16 protein-coding genes and 1 pseudogene are annotated in these 15,018 nt (G+C 67.5%); 4 read left to right on the top strand and 13 right to left on the bottom strand.

Annotated elements, in window-relative coordinates; all coding sequences use genetic code 11:
* Positions 1–17 precede the first annotated feature (17 nt).
* Positions 18–2,177: a PQQ-dependent dehydrogenase, methanol/ethanol family gene (locus AC3FOF_RS25545; protein WP_488728180.1), complete on the top strand. Its 2,160-nt coding sequence runs from the start codon at positions 18–20 to the stop codon at positions 2,175–2,177.
* Between the two features lie 61 nt (positions 2,178–2,238).
* On the opposite strand, the gene AC3FOF_RS25540 is transcribed toward AC3FOF_RS25545, so the two are convergent.
* From AC3FOF_RS25540 to AC3FOF_RS25520, 5 genes are all read right to left on the bottom strand, one after another.
* Positions 2,239–3,117 (bottom strand): NAD(P)-dependent oxidoreductase, encoded by an 879-nt coding sequence (locus tag AC3FOF_RS25540; RefSeq protein WP_488728179.1) that lies wholly within the window; start codon positions 3,115–3,117, stop codon positions 2,239–2,241.
* 473 nt (positions 3,118–3,590) lie between these two features.
* Entirely contained in the window at positions 3,591–4,052 is a 462-nt protein-coding gene (locus tag AC3FOF_RS25535) for a ferritin-like domain-containing protein (protein WP_017228608.1), read from the bottom strand.
* Between the two features lie 50 nt (positions 4,053–4,102).
* Positions 4,103–5,170: a methyltransferase gene (locus tag AC3FOF_RS25530; protein WP_017228607.1), complete on the bottom strand. Its 1,068-nt coding sequence runs from the start codon at positions 5,168–5,170 to the stop codon at positions 4,103–4,105.
* A 3-nt stretch (positions 5,171–5,173) separates the two neighbouring features.
* A complete protein-coding gene (locus AC3FOF_RS25525; protein ID WP_488728178.1) occupies positions 5,174–6,787 on the bottom strand; it encodes an MFS transporter in 1,614 nt (537 codons plus the stop codon).
* A 24-nt stretch (positions 6,788–6,811) separates the two neighbouring features.
* The gene (locus tag AC3FOF_RS25520) at positions 6,812–7,243 is read right to left on the bottom strand and encodes an alpha/beta fold hydrolase (protein ID WP_488728177.1); all 432 of its coding nucleotides are present in this window, start codon (positions 7,241–7,243) and stop codon (positions 6,812–6,814) included.
* A 245-nt stretch (positions 7,244–7,488) separates the two neighbouring features.
* Here AC3FOF_RS25520 and AC3FOF_RS25515 point away from each other — a divergent pair, with 245 nt between their 5' ends.
* On the top strand, positions 7,489–7,920 hold the full coding sequence (locus tag AC3FOF_RS25515) for an RcnB family protein (protein ID WP_017225269.1): 432 nt from the start codon (positions 7,489–7,491) through the stop codon (positions 7,918–7,920).
* Between the two features lie 144 nt (positions 7,921–8,064).
* Here AC3FOF_RS25515 and AC3FOF_RS25510 read toward each other — a convergent pair whose 3' ends face one another.
* The 3 genes from AC3FOF_RS25510 to AC3FOF_RS25500 form a co-directional block, all read right to left on the bottom strand.
* Positions 8,065–8,265: a hypothetical protein gene (locus AC3FOF_RS25510; RefSeq protein ID WP_276267464.1), complete on the bottom strand. Its 201-nt coding sequence runs from the start codon at positions 8,263–8,265 to the stop codon at positions 8,065–8,067.
* 386 nt (positions 8,266–8,651) lie between these two features.
* On the bottom strand, positions 8,652–9,269 hold the full coding sequence (locus AC3FOF_RS25505; protein ID WP_276267465.1) for a hypothetical protein: 618 nt from the start codon (positions 9,267–9,269) through the stop codon (positions 8,652–8,654).
* Between the two features lie 280 nt (positions 9,270–9,549).
* Positions 9,550–9,723, bottom strand: a complete 174-nt coding sequence (locus tag AC3FOF_RS25500; protein WP_276267466.1) for a hypothetical protein — start codon at positions 9,721–9,723, stop codon at positions 9,550–9,552.
* Positions 9,724–9,965: 242 nt separating this feature from the next.
* Here AC3FOF_RS25500 and AC3FOF_RS25495 point away from each other — a divergent pair, with 242 nt between their 5' ends.
* Both AC3FOF_RS25495 and AC3FOF_RS25490 read left to right on the top strand, forming a co-directional pair.
* Positions 9,966–11,387 carry an MFS transporter gene (locus tag AC3FOF_RS25495; RefSeq protein WP_488728176.1) on the top strand — a complete coding sequence of 474 codons (1,422 nt, stop codon included), beginning with the start codon at positions 9,966–9,968 and terminating at the stop codon, positions 11,385–11,387.
* Positions 11,388–11,486: 99 nt separating this feature from the next.
* Positions 11,487–11,627 (top strand): annotated as a pseudogene (locus AC3FOF_RS25490) (IS5/IS1182 family transposase); the annotation flags it as partial.
* A 73-nt stretch (positions 11,628–11,700) separates the two neighbouring features.
* Here the strand turns inward: AC3FOF_RS25490 and AC3FOF_RS25485 are convergent.
* The 5 genes from AC3FOF_RS25485 to AC3FOF_RS25465 form a co-directional block, all read right to left on the bottom strand.
* On the bottom strand, positions 11,701–12,174 hold the full coding sequence (locus tag AC3FOF_RS25485) for an AAA family ATPase (RefSeq protein ID WP_488728175.1): 474 nt from the start codon (positions 12,172–12,174) through the stop codon (positions 11,701–11,703).
* A gap of 69 nt (positions 12,175–12,243) precedes the next feature.
* On the bottom strand, positions 12,244–12,657 hold the full coding sequence (locus AC3FOF_RS25480) for a PaaI family thioesterase (protein ID WP_488728174.1): 414 nt from the start codon (positions 12,655–12,657) through the stop codon (positions 12,244–12,246).
* 67 nt (positions 12,658–12,724) lie between these two features.
* The gene (locus tag AC3FOF_RS25475; protein WP_276267468.1) at positions 12,725–13,084 is read right to left on the bottom strand and encodes a DUF3325 domain-containing protein; all 360 of its coding nucleotides are present in this window, start codon (positions 13,082–13,084) and stop codon (positions 12,725–12,727) included.
* Positions 13,081–14,721, bottom strand: coding sequence for a PepSY-associated TM helix domain-containing protein (locus AC3FOF_RS25470; RefSeq protein ID WP_488728173.1), 1,641 nt, complete (start codon positions 14,719–14,721; stop codon positions 13,081–13,083). Before AC3FOF_RS25470 ends, AC3FOF_RS25475 begins: the two co-directional genes overlap by 4 nt.
* On the bottom strand, positions 14,718–15,008 hold the full coding sequence (locus AC3FOF_RS25465) for a DUF3649 domain-containing protein (RefSeq protein ID WP_276267470.1): 291 nt from the start codon (positions 15,006–15,008) through the stop codon (positions 14,718–14,720). The genes AC3FOF_RS25470 and AC3FOF_RS25465 overlap by 4 nt, the downstream gene beginning before the upstream one ends.
* Between the last annotated feature and the right edge of the window lie 10 nt (positions 15,009–15,018).

Raw genomic sequence — 15,018 nt, 5'->3', positions numbered from 1 at the left:
GACAAGGAAAACAGATCATGACGAGAAGCAGCAGGGATAGGCAGGACGGGGCAGCCGCGCTGTGGCTGGGTGCGGCTGTGGCGATATCGCTGGCCTTGCCGGCGGGGGCGGCGCTCGCCGCCGGCGCCGCGGGCGCCAGGCCACCGGATGTGCAGAAGATGCGCGCCGTCACCGCAGGTATCGATGGCGCGGCGATCCGCGCCAATGAGCGCGGTACCGCCAACTGGCCTTCCTACGGGCTGGACTACGCCGAAACGCGCTTCAGCCAGCTCGACCAGATCAACACCGGCAACGCCGCCAAACTGGGCCTGGTCTGGTCCTATGACCTGGAGTCGACCCGCGGGGTGGAGGCCACGCCGCTGGTGGTCGACGGCGTGATGTATGTCACGGCGCCGTGGAGCGTAGTGCATGCCATCGATGCGCGCACCGGCAAGCGGCTCTGGACTTACGATCCCAAGGTGCCGCGCAAGCTCGGCTACAAGGGCTGCTGCGATGTGGTGAACCGCGGTGTGGCGGTCTACAAGGGCAAGGTCTTCGTGGGGGCCTTCGACGGCCGGCTGGTGGCCATCGATGCCGCCACCGGCAAGAAGGCCTGGGAGCAGGACACCGTGGCGGACCACAGGTTCTCCTACACCATCACCGGCGCACCGCGCGTGTATAACGGCAAGGTCATCATCGGCAACGGTGGGGCGGAGTACGGCGCGCGCGGCTACATCACCGCCTACGACGCCGAGACCGGCGCGCAGCGATGGCGCTGGTTCACGGTGCCGGGAGACCCCGCCAAGCCGTTCGAGAACGAGGCCATGGCCCGCGCGGCCGGCACCTGGGACCCGAGCGGGAAATACTGGCTCAATGGCGGCGGCGGCACCGTGTGGAACACCATGGCCTTCGATCCCGAACTGAACCTGATGTATATCGGCACGGGTAACGGCGCGCCCTGGAGCCGCAAGCTGCGCAGCCCGGGCGGCGGCGACAATCTCTACCTGGCCTCGGTGGTGGCGCTCAACCCCGATACCGGCGAATATGTCTGGCACTACCAGGAAACGCCGGGCGACAACTCCGACTACACCTCGACGCAGGACATCATCCTGGCCGACCTCAAGATCGACGGCCGGCCGCGCAAGGTGATCCTGCACGCGCCGAAGAACGGCTTCTTCTTCGTGATCGACCGCACCAACGGCAAGTTCATCTCGGCGAAGAACTTCGTCGACGTGAACTGGGCCACGGGTTACGACAAGGACGGGCGTCCTGTCGAGAATCCGCTCGCCAATACCAGCGTCAAGCCGGTCGATATGGTGCCCGGCCCGTTCGGCGCGCACAACTGGCATGCCATGTCCTTCAACCCGCGCACCGGCCTGGCCTATATTCCGGCGCAACACGTGCCGCTGACCCTGGCGGACGACAAGGCTTGGGCGCGCAACCAGAAGGACTCCCAGGAAGCGCACAGCGGCGTGGGATGGAATCTCGGCATGCTGGTCAATGCCGAGCCGCCGAAGAGCAAGCCGTTCGGCAGGCTGATCGCATGGGACCCGATCGCGCAGAAGGCCGTCTGGCACCAGGACTATGCGGGGCCGTGGAATGGCGGCACGCTGACCACGGCCGGCAACCTGGTGTTCCAGGGCACCGCGGACGGCCGCTTTATCGCCTATCACGCGGCCAGCGGCGAAAAGCTATGGGAGACGCCGGTGGGCACCGGGGTGGTGGCCCCGCCGGTCACCTACCTTGTCGACGGCAAGCAGTATGTGTCGATCGCGGTGGGCTGGGGCGGCGTGTTCGGCCTGAGCGCGCGTGCCACCGACCGCAAGGCGCCCGGCACGGTCTACACCTTTGCCGTGGGCGGCCAGGCCAAGGCTCCCGAAGCGGCGGCGTACCCGATGGCCGAGCTGTTGTCCGGCGTGAAGTACAACCCGGCCCACGTGCAGGAAGGGCAGAAGCTGTACGTCAACAACTGCGTGTTCTGCCATGGTGTGCCGGGGGTGGACAAGGGTGGCAATATCCCCAACCTGGCTTATGTCGGTGCTGGGCTGATCGAGAACCTGGGCAAGATCGTGTTCAACGGTCCCTTCGTACAGCAAGGCATGCCGGATTTCACCGGCAAGCTGAGCGAGGAGGACGTGGTGAAGATCCAGGCCTTTATCCAGGGGACGGCCGACGCCGTACGGCCAAAGAAGCCCTGAGCACCGGAGAAGGCTGCCGGCCGCCGGGCCGGCAGCGCCTGGTCGATGCCCGCCAGCGCGGTCAGCTTGCCGGGCTATCGAGGATCGAGATCAGTTCCGGCACGGTGGCCTGCGGGCGCCCGCTGTGGCTGGCGCGCTCGTAGGTGTCGCGCACGGCTTGCGCGGTGGCGCGCGCGGCGCCGAGCTCCTGCGCCATCGTGGTGTAGTAGCCCATGTCCTTGAGCGCATTGGCGATCGAGAAGCGGAAGCCGGAGGTGTCATGCGCCTCGATATAGGGCCGCATGCGGTTCAGGATCACGCTGTCGCCGCCGCCCTTGGACAGGACCTCCACCAGCACCGCGGGATCGACGCCGGAGCGCGCGGCGCAGGCCGCGGCCTCCGCCAGTACCGCGGAAAAACCCAGCGAGACGAAGTTGTGCAGCAACTTGAGGCGATGGCCGGAGCCGGCCGGACCCGCGAACACGATATTCTCGGCAAAGCAGGCCAGCAGCGGCCGGCATTGCGCGAACAGCGCCGGGTCTCCGCCTACGATCAGGTTGAGGCGGCCTTCGGCGGCCTCCTTCGGCGTGCGCGTCATGGGAGCGTCGAGAAAGTGTCCGCCCGCCTGCGCCACCGCGGCGGCAATGCGCTCGGTGGAGGAGGGGATGGCGGTCGAGCAGTCGATCACCACGGTGCCCGGGCGCAGCCCAGCCAGCACGCCGTCCGGGCGGAACAGCACGTCCTCCACTTCCGGCGTGCCCGTGACGCACAGGATCACGATGTCCACCGCGCGGGCCAGGCCGGCCGCGCTATCGACGGTCCGCGCGCCGGCGGCGAGCAGCTGGTCGAGCGGCTGGTTGCCCGGATGCGCCAGCAACACCAGGGGATGGCCGTGTCTGGCGATATTGGTGGCAATGCCATGGCCCATCATGCCGATGCCGATCATGCCGATTGTCTTCATGCTGTCTCCGTTCTTATGTCCGGTTCGAATCGTGAGCGCGGGCGCGGTTCCGCTATTGCGCTTGCCGCTCAGGCCGCCAGCGCAGATGTGCCTGACCTCCGGGGAGTCCTCGATGCCCAAGCCCGGCGTCTCGGCCATGCGCCAGGAGCGCTCGTAGCCGCCAGTATAGAAGCAGGCCGCCAGGCCGGGCGGCGGTCATTGGCCATCGCGGCGCCCTTTTCGTCCGTATCGGGGCGGATCGGAGGTGCCACCGGACCCAGGCAGGAACGGGTCACGGTCCTCGCCGTGCCGGGCGTGGCGAGGCTGTTGCTCGGGCACGGGGAGACAGGGTGGCCTGCCCGCCGGCGCGTGTCGCGCAGCTGGCGGATGGCGGAATCGGCGAGTGGAGCATCGTGGCGAAGCATGCCGGCGCGCAGTCCGGCCAGCGCAGACAGCCCCGGCGGGCTGGCTTTCCCACCCTCCGGCTGGCCGCGTCAGGCCGGCGGCGAGAATGCCGCGGCGCTGCCCGGCCTGCGCAGCATCTTGTCCACCTCGCCGGCGTGCAGCTCTTCCAGCCGGATCATCTGCCGGGCGTATTCCTCCAGCGCTACCGATCGGTCTTTCACCAGCGTGAGCAACTCCCGGTACAGGTCGAGGGCTACCATCTCGGCCGCCAGCGATTCGCGCAGGATGGCGGCGATATCGAAGGTATGGCTATCCAGCAGTTTGCCGATGGCCAGCGACGGATAGGCGCCGAGGGTGGTGATCCATTCGCCGGCCTGCTGGGCATGCAGCAGCGACTCGCTGGCCTGGTCGCGCAGCCAGGAAACGATGGGGATGCGGGCAAAGCCGAACACCAGCAGGGAGTAGTGGGTATAGCGCACCACGCCGGCGAGTTCGGTCTCGAGAATCTGGTTCAGCACGCTGACCACGCGGTCTTTTTCGATCTCAGCCATGGCAGGCTCCTTCGGAAGTGCTTGTATTGCCGTATCGGTGCATTGCGATGCTATCCCTTGGTCGCGATCATCATCGAATCCGGGCCGGTAAGCGGTTCCACGCGCGCCCGCGCAAAGCCCACCTGCTTCGCCCACGCGCAGCATTGCGTGCCGGTATAGTCGAAGCCGCCCGGCGTTTCGATCAGCATGTTCAGGCTCATCAGCAAACCGAAGGCGTTCTGCCTGCGTGCATCGTCGATCATGGCGTCATAGACGATCAGGTGCCCGCGGGCGGGCAGCGCCGCGTGGCATTTGGCCAGCAGGTGCAGCTTCTGCTCCAGATTCCAGTCGTGGAGGATGTGGCCCATCACCAGCACGTCCGCCGTCGGGCAGGGATCGCGAAAGAAGTCTCCCGGATAAAACCGCAGACGGTCCTGCAGGCCATGCGCGGCGACGTATTCCTCGAAGACCGGGCCAACGGCTGGCAGGTCGAAGCCCCCGCCGCGCAGGTGCGGGTGGGCTAGCGCGATCTGTACCGGCAGCGCCCCTTGCGCCGTGCCGATATCGATGAAGGTCTGGCAGGCCGCCCAGGGGAATTTGCGTGCCATTGCCTGGGCTGCCGCCATGCTGACGCCGGTCATGGCCTGCAGGAATCCACGCAGGCTCTGTTCGTCCTGGTAGATCGCCGCGAACAGGTCGTCGCCTCCGCTGGCTTCGCTCTGGGGGTGGCCGGTGCGCAGCGCCTCCGTCAGCGACCCCCAGCTTGGATAGAGGCGTGCGTTGGCCATCTCCAGCAATCCGCCCACATAGCTGGGCTTTGCCTTGTCCAGGAACAGATCGGTGTCGGGGCTGTTGCTGTAGTGGTTGCCGTCGTCGCGTTCAAGCAGGCGCAGGGCTACCAGCGCGTCGAGGAAATCCGCGGCGCCGCGTGGATGCAGGCCGAGCGTCCCGGATAGCGCCGCGGCGTCGCGCGGTCCGTCCGCCAGTTGCGTGAACACCCCGAGTTCCACCGCGCTGAGCAGGGTCTTGGCGGCCCAGAAGCCCATCCCGAGTTGCAGCAGCCGCTCCGGCGTGCGTTCGGGGGCGTGCCACGCACCGGCATCCGCGGCTTTGCCGGCGGCATCGTTTCCGTTCTGCATAAGTCACCTCGTCGCCACCATCGACCGACTTCCGGGCGCCTGGGCGTAGGGAAGGATGCTGGTAACTCTAGATGCCGGGCGCGGCGAAATCCAGCCGGTTGTGGCGGCTGGGGGCAGGGCGCTGCTCACGATGCGGACGGATGCCGTTTGCCCCGGCAAAGGTGGGTGACGATAAGGGCCAGGACAAGCAGGCAGGCGAGGCTGCAGGCGTAGGCGTGCCCATAGTCGGGCCTGGTGCCGGCGCCTTCCAGGCTGGCATAGAACAGGTTGCCAAGCAGCGCCACGCCGACCGAGTTGCCCACCTGCTGCACCGTGGCCAGCACCCCCGGCGGCCACGCCGGCGTGGCGCGGCGGCATCCCCGCCAGCACGGTGGATGCCAGCGGCGCCATGACCATGCCGATGCCGGCGCCCTCCACCAGCAGCAACGCCAGCAGGACGGCCATGGATGCCGCGCCCGGCACGTGCCACGGCAGCATCAGGTTCGCCAGCTGCAGCCAGTGGCCCGCCGCCAGCAGCAGCGCGCCATAGGCGATGGACGAGCGGCCCAGCCGGGCTGCGATGCGCGGCGCGGCCAGGGAGGTGGCGAAGAAGCCCAGCGCCAGCATGGTGAATGCGCCGCCGCCCTGCAACGGGCTCAGGCCGAGACCGTCCTGCAGGTAGAGCGCCAGCACGAAATAGAAGGAGGCGTTACCGGCATAGAACGCCAGCGTCACCGCCAGGCCGCGGGCGAATCCCGGCGCGGCAAACAGCGCCGGCCCGATGAGCGGCTGCCCGCCGCGCGCATGCAGCCGGCGCTGCCAATGCGCGAACATGGCCAACAGCGCCGGCGCCAGGGCCAGGGTCAGCAGCGCGGCTGAAGGCCAGCCTTGCTGCCTGCCTTCCACCAGCGGCCACACCAGCGCGCACAGGGCCGCGGCCAGCAGCACCATGCCGTGCGGATCGAGCTTGCTGTCCCGGCTGGCAGGCGCGGCTGGCAATACGCGCGGCGCCAGCAGCAGGGCCAGGAACGCGACCGGCACATTGATCAGGAAGCAACTGCGCCAGCCCATGCCGGCCAGGTCGGCACGGATCAGTGCGCCGCCAACCAGTTGGCCGAGCAGGGCGGCCAGGCCCAGTGTCAGGCCATAGGCGGCAAAGGCGCGCGCGCGTGCCGGGCCGGCGTAGGCGAGCGAAAGCATGGCGAGGACCTGGGGCTGGAGCAGCGCGCCCGCCAGGCCCTGGGCCACGCGCGCCGCCACCAGGGCCGGCGCCGACGGCGCCAGCCCGCAGGCGGCGGAAGCCAGCGCGAACAGCAACAGGCCGAGCATGAACATGCGGCGCCGTCCCAGCATATCGCCGAGACGCCCGCCGGTGATCAGCCCGGCCGCATTGGCCAGGCCATAGCCTGCCACCACGAACTGCAGCGCGCCGGCACTGGCGTGCAACTCGCGCTGGATGGCCGGCAACGCCACGTTCACGACAAAGAAATCCATGACCACCATGAACGTGCCGCTTAGCATGACCGGCAAGGCCAGGCCGCAGGTGGCGCGGGGAATGGCAGCCGCGGCCATGTGCTGGCGCGGCGTGCTGTCGGGCAATGCCGGCGGCGCGGCGGGCTCGATGCTGTGCGAGGGCATGGCAGGGCTCCGGTCGGGGGCGGGTCAGACGCGTTCGCGCACGAAGGCGAGGATGTCCGCGCCAAGCTGCGCCGTGTGGGTGAGCGGCAAGCCGTGCGGCACGCCCGGGCAGAGCGCGAGGCGGGCGTCGGGCAGCAGGGCCGCCGCGCGTTGCGCGCTCAGCGCGAGGGGGCTGGAAACGTCGTGGTCGCCGTGGACCCGTGGTGCAATGCAACGCAGGCCGGCAGCGCGCAGGGCGTGCATCTGCGGGCCCCAGGAATCCGAGGGCAGCGCCCAACTGGCCAGGAACACCACCGCCTTGGCGGAGGGATCGCCGTCGTGCCAGTCCCTCACGAACAGGGACATGCCGTTGCGGGCCTGCACGTGGCCTGGCTGTGCCCGGGGCAAGCTGGCGGGGCGTGCCGGGCCGGGATGGCGTAGCGGCGGGGCGGAAAAGGTAACAGGGGCGGCAGGCATGGCGGCGGCTCCGGATGGGGTTGGCTGGCGAGTCCAGGCAAGCCCAGTGTCGGCGCCGCGGCGCAGCAGGCCAATTACCCGGCAGGTAATGACACCATCGCGCTGACGTCTCCGGCGTCTTGCTTCGGTTCGCTTTTCGCCTCGCGCTACTTGTAACCGGGTTAAGAATTGGTAACTTCTCGATTCACCGGCCTCGGATAGACTCGATTGCAAGACCTCGATCGAGAGGGCTTCAGGAGAAATGAATGAGGAAGAACCAGGTAATCACGAGCTTGTTGCTGGCAGCGTGCGCATTCACGTCGGTCGCGGGTCATGCCCAGGACAGGGGCCCCGGCGGCGATTATCGCGGCGGGCCTCAGATGGAGCGGGACCGCGATCATGGTCCCGACCGGGATCGCGGCCCTGGCGGACCTGGCTACGAAAGAGACAGGGGCCGCGGCCCGATGGACCACCCGGCGGAATTCGACCGGCGTGCCGATCGTCCCGGTCCCGGCCGGTGGCACAAGGGCGACAGGATGCCTCCGGAATATCGTCATCGGCAATACGTGGTCGACAACTGGCGCGATTATCGGCTTGCCCCTCCGCCGCGCGGCTACAACTGGGTCAGCGTTGGCGGGGACTACCTGCTGGTCGCGATCGGGACTGGCCTGGTCTTCAATGTGGTTACCGGACGCTAGACTCCCGCTGGGAACAAACAGCCCGCCAGTTGGCGGGCTGCGAGGATCGGCCTTACGGCCCGGCGCCGGCGCCTGGGGCTCAGGCCGGATTGCAGGCCTGGCATGAGGCGTGCCGCCGCCGCGGCCGCTTGTGCCGGGCGCAACTCAGCGCTGGCGAGGGGCCTTTGCCGTTAGCGGCTGGCTGCGGATCGCTTCCTCGAGCAGGTCGGCAAGCGCCCGCGTGCGTCGTTCCGCAAGCTGCTGGGCAGTGGGTTGCTGCGCGGGCGGCCGCGTGTCGGATCCCATCTCCTTCGCGACATCCACGCGACGGAAGGTATCGATCATCGAATTCGGATTCTGGAACATGAAAATCAGGGTCCAAGGCTGCTGGAATTGGTGCGATAAGGACTGGTAGTCCCGCGTCGAGCGGTTTGGCCGCATTGTGCGCCCGCGTGGACCGGGAACGATCCCCCTTGTCGGGGTAATCGGTTGGGACTGATCACAGTGGGCGGGCGTTGCCCGAAGCCCCTGCCGCTGGCGAAAAAAAAGCCCGCCAACTGACGGGCGGGCACTAAGAAGTGACGTTGGGCGGGACGCTTTTCCCGCCCGCGCATAGTGTCTCATTGCGTACCAGGGCCGGGGAGCCCCAATAGGGAGGGGTTTGTGCTTCGCCACTGACTTGACTTGGATCAACATCCCACTTACGGCGGCATGTTTTCCGGCCCGGCGCGCAAGTGGTCCCAGGGCAGGCTTCAACGACTCTGGTCCGCCGTGCGCGGGACGAAGCGCCAGCCACTGCGTTCCAGCGCAAAGGCAAAGCCCGTCACACGCTTGTCGGGCTCGCCGCCCATCGAGACTACGGCGTCGCAGGCCAGATTGCCACTGCCGCGGCTGACCTCGCAGTCGTTCAGTTGCTTGATGACCAGCGACGACGATAGCGCGGTCAGCTCGGTGGCGTGCTCTCCGGACAGGCCTTCTTTCAACTCGTTGCGCAAAAATTCGCGCATCAAAGCCGTGGCCTGGGCTGCGTCGGGCCCGTTCACGGCAGGCGTTTCGCGCCGCGCGAGCACCCAGGGCTCGGGGTTGTCGCGAAAGGCCAGGGCACGGAAGCCCTCGCGCCGGCCCGCCTGGACGCCGACGATGCAGACAATCTCGCCGCCGCTGGGCGGCAGGCAGCCTTTGACCGTGTATGCCTTGATGGAAGCCACCAGTGCTGCGGCGAAGGGGGAGCGGGCACGCTCGGCCGCGGCCGGGTCGGTCTGTTCCAGTTGCCTGAGATGCTCGGCTTCCGACTCCTGGATGGCGACCGTTACCTGCGCTGGCGTGGGGACCAGTGCGGAAACGGCCGCCGCCGCCGGGGCTGCCAGCACGTTGGCACTGGCACATGCCAGGCAGAAAGACAGGGAGGCGAGAACTGAGGCGCGCATTGAGGCGAAGGCGGATTGGCAAGAAAGGGCGGCAGTTTAGCACTTGGGCTGTTGCAGTGAGCAGTTTGCATCACTCGCTGCGTATCATTCGGTTTTTGCGCCGATTTTGCGAAAAGACCCTGCATATTGCGCAAAGGAAGTCGTCGCATGGGGGCCCTGCACGCGCGATTCATGTGCCCGCCGGCCTCCGCACCTGCCCTTGAAGCTCTCCTTCCTCGATGACTCACTTGCGGCGATGAACGATGCGATCCCACCAGTAGTGAAAGGGGTGAGCGTGTTCTGGATACAGCAGGGATTTATGGAAAAATCCCGCACGGATCACGAAAGCGTAAAGCAGGACGACTATCCCGAGGAATAGCAGATAGGCTGTCATGGCGGCTCCCTTGTCGGTGACCATGATTGATTGTAGGACGCCGCCCGCAGCCGCGATGGGCCGCTTGGCGCGCCAGCACTCGCGGGACGGCCGGGGCAATCCGGGCAGGTCGCCGGCCAGGGCCGCAGGAATTCCAGGAGCGTGGCGCGTCAGCCGTACCTGGCTCGCCGTCAAGCACGGGAATGGCACGCACGGGAGCTTGCACGGGATCCACCTATGATGGAAACGCGCCGGGATATGAAGTCAGGAGTCAGGAAGCCGCGCCCATGCCAGCCGTCCAGAGTGATATCCCTGCCCGCCTCGACCGCCTGCCGTGGTCGCGCTGGCATTGGCGCGTGGTGGTCGCGCTGGGCGTAGCCTGGGTGCTGGACGGGCTGGAGGTGACGCTGGTGGGTTCGCTGGGCGGCGTGCTGGAGCGCTCCGACGGACTTGGCCTGAATGCTTCCCAGGTGGGTTGGCTCGGCTCGCTGTACGTAGCCGGCGCGGTCGCGGGCGCGCTGGTATTCGGCAGGCTGGCAGACCGGCTGGGCCGCAAGACCTTGTTCCTTGTGACGCTGGCCGTGTACATGGCCGCCACGCTCGCGACGGCCTTCTCCACCGGCTTCCTCTTTTTCGCGGTGTGCCGTTTCCTGACCGGGCTGGGCATTGGCGGAGAATACGCGGCGATCAACTCTGCGATCGACGAATTGATTCCGGCCCGTGTGCGCGGGCGCGTCAACCTGGCCATCAACGGCAGCTTCTGGCTGGGCGCGGCGCTTGGCGCCGGCCTGAGCCTGCTGCTGCTGGATCCGCGCGTGCTGGGTCCGGCGTTGGGCTGGCGCGCCGCCTTCCTGTTGGGCTCGGTGCTGGCGGTGGCCATCCTGCTGGTACGCCGCAATGTGCCGGAAAGCCCGCGCTGGCTGCTCTCGCACGGGCGCGGCGGGGAGGCCCTGGCCATCGTTGCCGTGATCGAAGCCGAGGTGGGGAGGCAGCACGGTTCCCTGCCGCTGGCCGTGGGCACGGTCGCTTTCCACCGCCGCGCGGCGCCCACCCTCGGCGAGGTCGCGCGGGTGCTGTGCCGCCGCTACCGTCTGCGCAGCGCGGTGGCGCTGGCGCTGATGGTCTCGCAGGCGTTCTTCTATAACGCGATCTTTTTCACCTATGCGCTCGTGCTGACGCGATTTCACGGCGTACCCGACAACCGCGTGGGGCTGTATATCTTTCCGTTCGCGCTGGGCAATGTACTGGGGCCACTGTTGCTGGGACCGCTGTTCGACCAGATGGGCCGCCGCCGCATGATCGGGCTGACCTATGTATTGTCGGGCGTGGGCCTGGCCCTGACGGGTTGGGCCTTTGTGCAGGGCTGGCTGGATGCGCGCAGCCAGGCACTGTGCTGGTCGGCCGTATTCTTTCTCGCGTCGGCGGCGGCCAGTTCGGCCTACCTGACGGTCAGCGAGGTGTTTCCACTGGAAACCCGGGCGCTGGCTATCTCCGTGTTCTACGCGGTGGGGACCGGCACCGGCGGCTTTGCCGGCCCGCTCCTGTTCGGCGCCCTGATCGAAAGCGGCAGCCGCGGGGCAGTGGCCGCCGGCTATGGAGTCGGCGCAGCGCTGGTGATCGGCGCCGGCCTGTTCGCCTTGCGCTATGCGGTCAATGCGGAAAAACGGCCGCTCGAGGAGATCGCACCGCCGTTGCCGGCGCGCGAATGAGGCCCGCCCGCGGCGCCGCTGCGGCGGCAGAGGACACCAGGCCCTGTTTACATTTGCCGAAATGTGTTCACATCCTGTCATCTGCGTGAGCAGGACAGGATGATTCGAACGCTGCTGAGTGACGATGAATGGAAAAAAGTCGAAGCGATCTTGCCGGGCAAGGAAGGCGATCGGGGTCGAACGGCTATCGACAATCGCTGGTTCCTCGAAGCGGTGCCATGGATAGGCCGCACCGGCAGCCAGCCCTCCATTCTGCTTCACCAAGGAGACGGAAGCGACAAGTATCCTGACATGGAGGGAAGGTAAGATCGAGTTAGTCGCCTTGGATCCGGGTGATTGACGCGAATCCCTCCTCAACTGTTGGAGGTTCAAAGAGGGAAGCTACGCTTTCGATACTTTCGTCGGGGACGCGCTTATCCACTGGTCTCTGTGCGTTCCGTGTCTTTGCGACGTTAAGCGGCGTGTCAATCCAGATCGCGTGTATTGCTGCATTTCTTTGACGTGCAATATCTATGATTGGCTTGCGGTGCCTTGCGCCAGGCAAGGCGGCATCAAAGCAGATACACGGCGCATGCTCATGCGCGTGCCTGCTAATCCAGTACGATTTCCCCGCCCCTTGCACTCCACAGACGACAAGGATCTGCGGGGGACTTTCCACGTGACCGGCTAAAGCATGCTCAAGCGCCGCGAAGCTGCTTGACCATGCCGCTTTACTTCTCTCCGGAGTCCACACCCTTCCCTTGGCCGTCTCCAGAAACGCATCGGGATTGATCACCTGTATGTCCATCACTGCAACTTGAACCGGAAAATTAGCCGAGCCATGCTATAGGTTTTTCTGCGCAAATGTGAACAGCTCCTAGACAGGATCCTTGCGGCGGAACGCCGCCTGCGCGGTGGCGATCAGCCGGCCATGGCTGTCGGTGATTTCGGCGTTGGAGAAAAACACCCGCCGCCCGCCGCCCACGCGCCGGCCCACCACCTGCAGCGGTTCCACCTGGGCGGAAGAGACATAGTTGACGTTCAGCGAGATGGTGGTGGCGGCACGCCGTAGGCCGTTCTCCGGGAACAGGCCGGCGTACCCGGCCGCCGCGTCCAGCAGCGTGGCCAGGATGCCGCCCTGCACCACGCCCGTATTGTTGACATGCGCGGCCTGCGGCATCAGCGACATGCGTACCAGATCGGGCTGCCATTCGACGATGGCGACATCCAGGGATTCGAGAAAAGGATTCTCCAGCGCATAGGGCTGATTGGCGGGGGCATTGTCAGGCATGGCTTGCCGGATGGCGGCGGTGAGTTGGAATGGCCGTAATGATAGCCGCCATGTCCATGCGGCGCTGTCAGTGCACCATGCCCGACAGCAGCATTGCGCATCCGCCCAGCGCGCCAGCCCAGCGGGCCGCGCGCACCGCGATTGCCGGCGCGTAGGTGAGCAGCAGCACGAGCAGCAGCGCACCGGCCGTCAGGGTGCCGATCCAGGAGGCCGTGCCCATGGGCCAGCCTTCCTGCCGCACGCAGGCCGCCAGGGCGAGGGCCAGCGCGGTCCAGCCCAGCCCATGCAGCCGCAGCCGCTCGGATACGCCGGGCGAGGCGCCGCGGCCATTGCGCTCGGCATAGTGGCGATCCAGCGTCTGGCTGAGCGCGGCAAAGCCGCTGAAGGTGAATGCCAGGGCAGTGAGAAAACCAAGGCTCGCGTTCATGCCGCACCTGTCGCGTCGGACGCTGGCATGCCGGTGCCCTTGGCGGGCGCGGCACGTCGTGCGGGCGCAGGCTTGCGCCGGCCGAGGAGATGCGCCGCTCCGCCCAGGGCGATGCCCAGCGCCAGCACCGTCAGGTCGAAGCCGGCCACGGCAGCGGGCCCCTGCCCTTGCAGCAGGGTCACGCCCAGGTGGGTGTCCGTGGTGACGGCGTTGAGCACGGGAATGCCGGCCAGCATCAGCGCGCCGGCCCACATTTGCGCGCGCCACATGCCGCGCGTCGGCCGCCACTGCGCCAGTACGGCAGCCACCGCCCAGGTGATGAAGAAGGCGTGGATCTCCGCGTCCGGGCGATGCGCCGTTGCCACCGGCAGCAGGCGGTTCGCCCAGAAGTAGGCGGCGAACGCGATCGGCAGGCCGGCTATGGCGCCGATATTGAGGGCATCGACGAGCCGCAGGCCGAAGCCGGGACGCGCGCCGGCTGCCAGCGCCCGGGCCTGGCCCTGGCGCGTCTTTACCCCCCACAGCAGCGCACCGGTGGCGACCATGGCGCAACCCGCCAGCCCGCTCATGAAGAACAGTGCGCGCAACAGGGGGCCGGCGAAATGCGCCTCGTGCAGCCCCACCATGACACCGCGGGTCTGGATGGCGGCTGCGGGGGCGTCGCCCACCGTTGCGACCAGGGCGCCGGTGGCGCCGTTGAAGCGCATCGAAGGTTCGTCCGCGGACATCGATCGTCCGCCGCTGCGCGACACCGTGACGGTGGCATTGGCGTCGCCAGGCAGGTTGATCACGATCCGGCCGGGCGGTGCGCCGTCCCAATGGCGCATGGCTTGTTCCACCAGCGGCGCCACCGGCGTCAGCGGGGTTGCCAGTCCGCTCGGCTTGCCCTGCGGCGCGCGCCCGAAGACCTCGCTATTGAAGGCTTGCAGGTTGCCCTGGTACGCGGTCTGCACGCCCCACGGCATGTACATGAACATCAGCGTCACCAGGCCGGTATAGGTGATCATCAGATGGAAGGGCAGCGCCAGCACGGCAGTGGCATTGTGCGCGTCGAGCCAGGACCGCTGGCCCTTGCGTGGCCGGAAGGTGAAGAAGTCCTGGAAGATGCGCCGGTGCGTGATGATGCCACTGAGGATGGCGACCAGCATGAACATGGCGCAGAAGCCGACGATCCAGCGCGCCCACAGCGCCTGCATGAAATACAGGTCGAAGTGCAGGCGGTAGAGAAACTCGCCGCCGCGCGTGTCGCGCACCTGCTGCAGGAAGGCACCGGTGGCGGGGTCGAGCATGCGGGTCTCGAAGCGCCCGCGGCCGCCGCCGATGCCCGAGGCCGGCGCGCCGGGCGGGCGCATCCACAGCACCTGCACCGCCGGATTGCGCCCGTCGGGCAGGCTGATGAACCAGCGCGGCGAGTCCGCCGCGTTGCGCTGCAGGAATTCGACCGCGCGGCTTACCGCTGCGGCGCTGGAGACCGGCTTGGTGGCCGCCCGGTGCAGTTCCGGCTTCATCCACAGCGTGATCTCGTCCTTGAAATAGCTGGCCGTGCCGGCGCAGAACACGAGGAACAGCACCCAGCACACCAGCAGCCCGGACCAACTGTGCAGCCAGGCCATCGACTGACGCAGGCCGGTTTTCATGAGGCGCTCCGCAGCAGGGCCAGCACGGCGCCGAGCACCGCAGCCGGCAGCGCCACACCGGCCCAGGCCTGCCATGCGCTGCCAGCGGCGAACACCCATAGCACCGAGCACGCATACAGCGAGAACGACAGCAGCGTCGCGGTCATGACCGCCTCGGCGGGCGGCAGCGGCAGCAGCACGGCCAGCAGGCCGGTGGCCACCGCTGCCAGCACGTATCCGCCGCCGATGGCGGCCACCACGCGCGAAGCAACGCCCAGGCGATAGCGGCCGGTCTGGCTCAGCCCCATGTCGGCTTCT

The sequence above is a fragment of the Cupriavidus sp. 96C5-1 genome, from assembly GCF_057798855.1.
Note: the sequence above shows the minus strand (reverse complement) of the source record. Positions and strands in the feature narration are given on the sequence as shown.

Bases quoted from the DNA above. Each gene is read 5' to 3' on its own strand.
- AC3FOF_RS25545 (WP_488728180.1), top strand. From the start codon at position 18: ATGACGAGAAGCAGCAGGGATAGGCAGGACGGGGCAGCCGCGCTGTGG.
- AC3FOF_RS25540 (WP_488728179.1), bottom strand. From the start codon at position 3,117: ATGAAGACAATCGGCATGATCGGCATCGGCATGATGGGCCATGGCATT.
- AC3FOF_RS25535 (WP_017228608.1), bottom strand. From the start codon at position 4,052: ATGGCTGAGATCGAAAAAGACCGCGTGGTCAGCGTGCTGAACCAGATT.
- AC3FOF_RS25530 (WP_017228607.1), bottom strand. From the start codon at position 5,170: ATGCAGAACGGAAACGATGCCGCCGGCAAAGCCGCGGATGCCGGTGCG.
- AC3FOF_RS25525 (WP_488728178.1), bottom strand. From the start codon at position 6,787: ATGCCCTCGCACAGCATCGAGCCCGCCGCGCCGCCGGCATTGCCCGAC.
- AC3FOF_RS25520 (WP_488728177.1), bottom strand. From the start codon at position 7,243: ATGCCTGCCGCCCCTGTTACCTTTTCCGCCCCGCCGCTACGCCATCCC.
- AC3FOF_RS25515 (WP_017225269.1), top strand. From the start codon at position 7,489: ATGAGGAAGAACCAGGTAATCACGAGCTTGTTGCTGGCAGCGTGCGCA.
- AC3FOF_RS25510 (WP_276267464.1), bottom strand. From the start codon at position 8,265: ATGTTCCAGAATCCGAATTCGATGATCGATACCTTCCGTCGCGTGGAT.
- AC3FOF_RS25500 (WP_276267466.1), bottom strand. From the start codon at position 9,723: ATGGTCACCGACAAGGGAGCCGCCATGACAGCCTATCTGCTATTCCTC.
- AC3FOF_RS25495 (WP_488728176.1), top strand. From the start codon at position 9,966: ATGCCAGCCGTCCAGAGTGATATCCCTGCCCGCCTCGACCGCCTGCCG.
- AC3FOF_RS25485 (WP_488728175.1), bottom strand. From the start codon at position 12,174: ATGGACATACAGGTGATCAATCCCGATGCGTTTCTGGAGACGGCCAAG.
- AC3FOF_RS25480 (WP_488728174.1), bottom strand. From the start codon at position 12,657: ATGCCTGACAATGCCCCCGCCAATCAGCCCTATGCGCTGGAGAATCCT.
- AC3FOF_RS25475 (WP_276267468.1), bottom strand. From the start codon at position 13,084: ATGAACGCGAGCCTTGGTTTTCTCACTGCCCTGGCATTCACCTTCAGC.
- AC3FOF_RS25470 (WP_488728173.1), bottom strand. From the start codon at position 14,721: ATGAAAACCGGCCTGCGTCAGTCGATGGCCTGGCTGCACAGTTGGTCC.
- AC3FOF_RS25465 (WP_276267470.1), bottom strand. From the start codon at position 15,008: ATGGGGCTGAGCCAGACCGGCCGCTATCGCCTGGGCGTTGCTTCGCGC.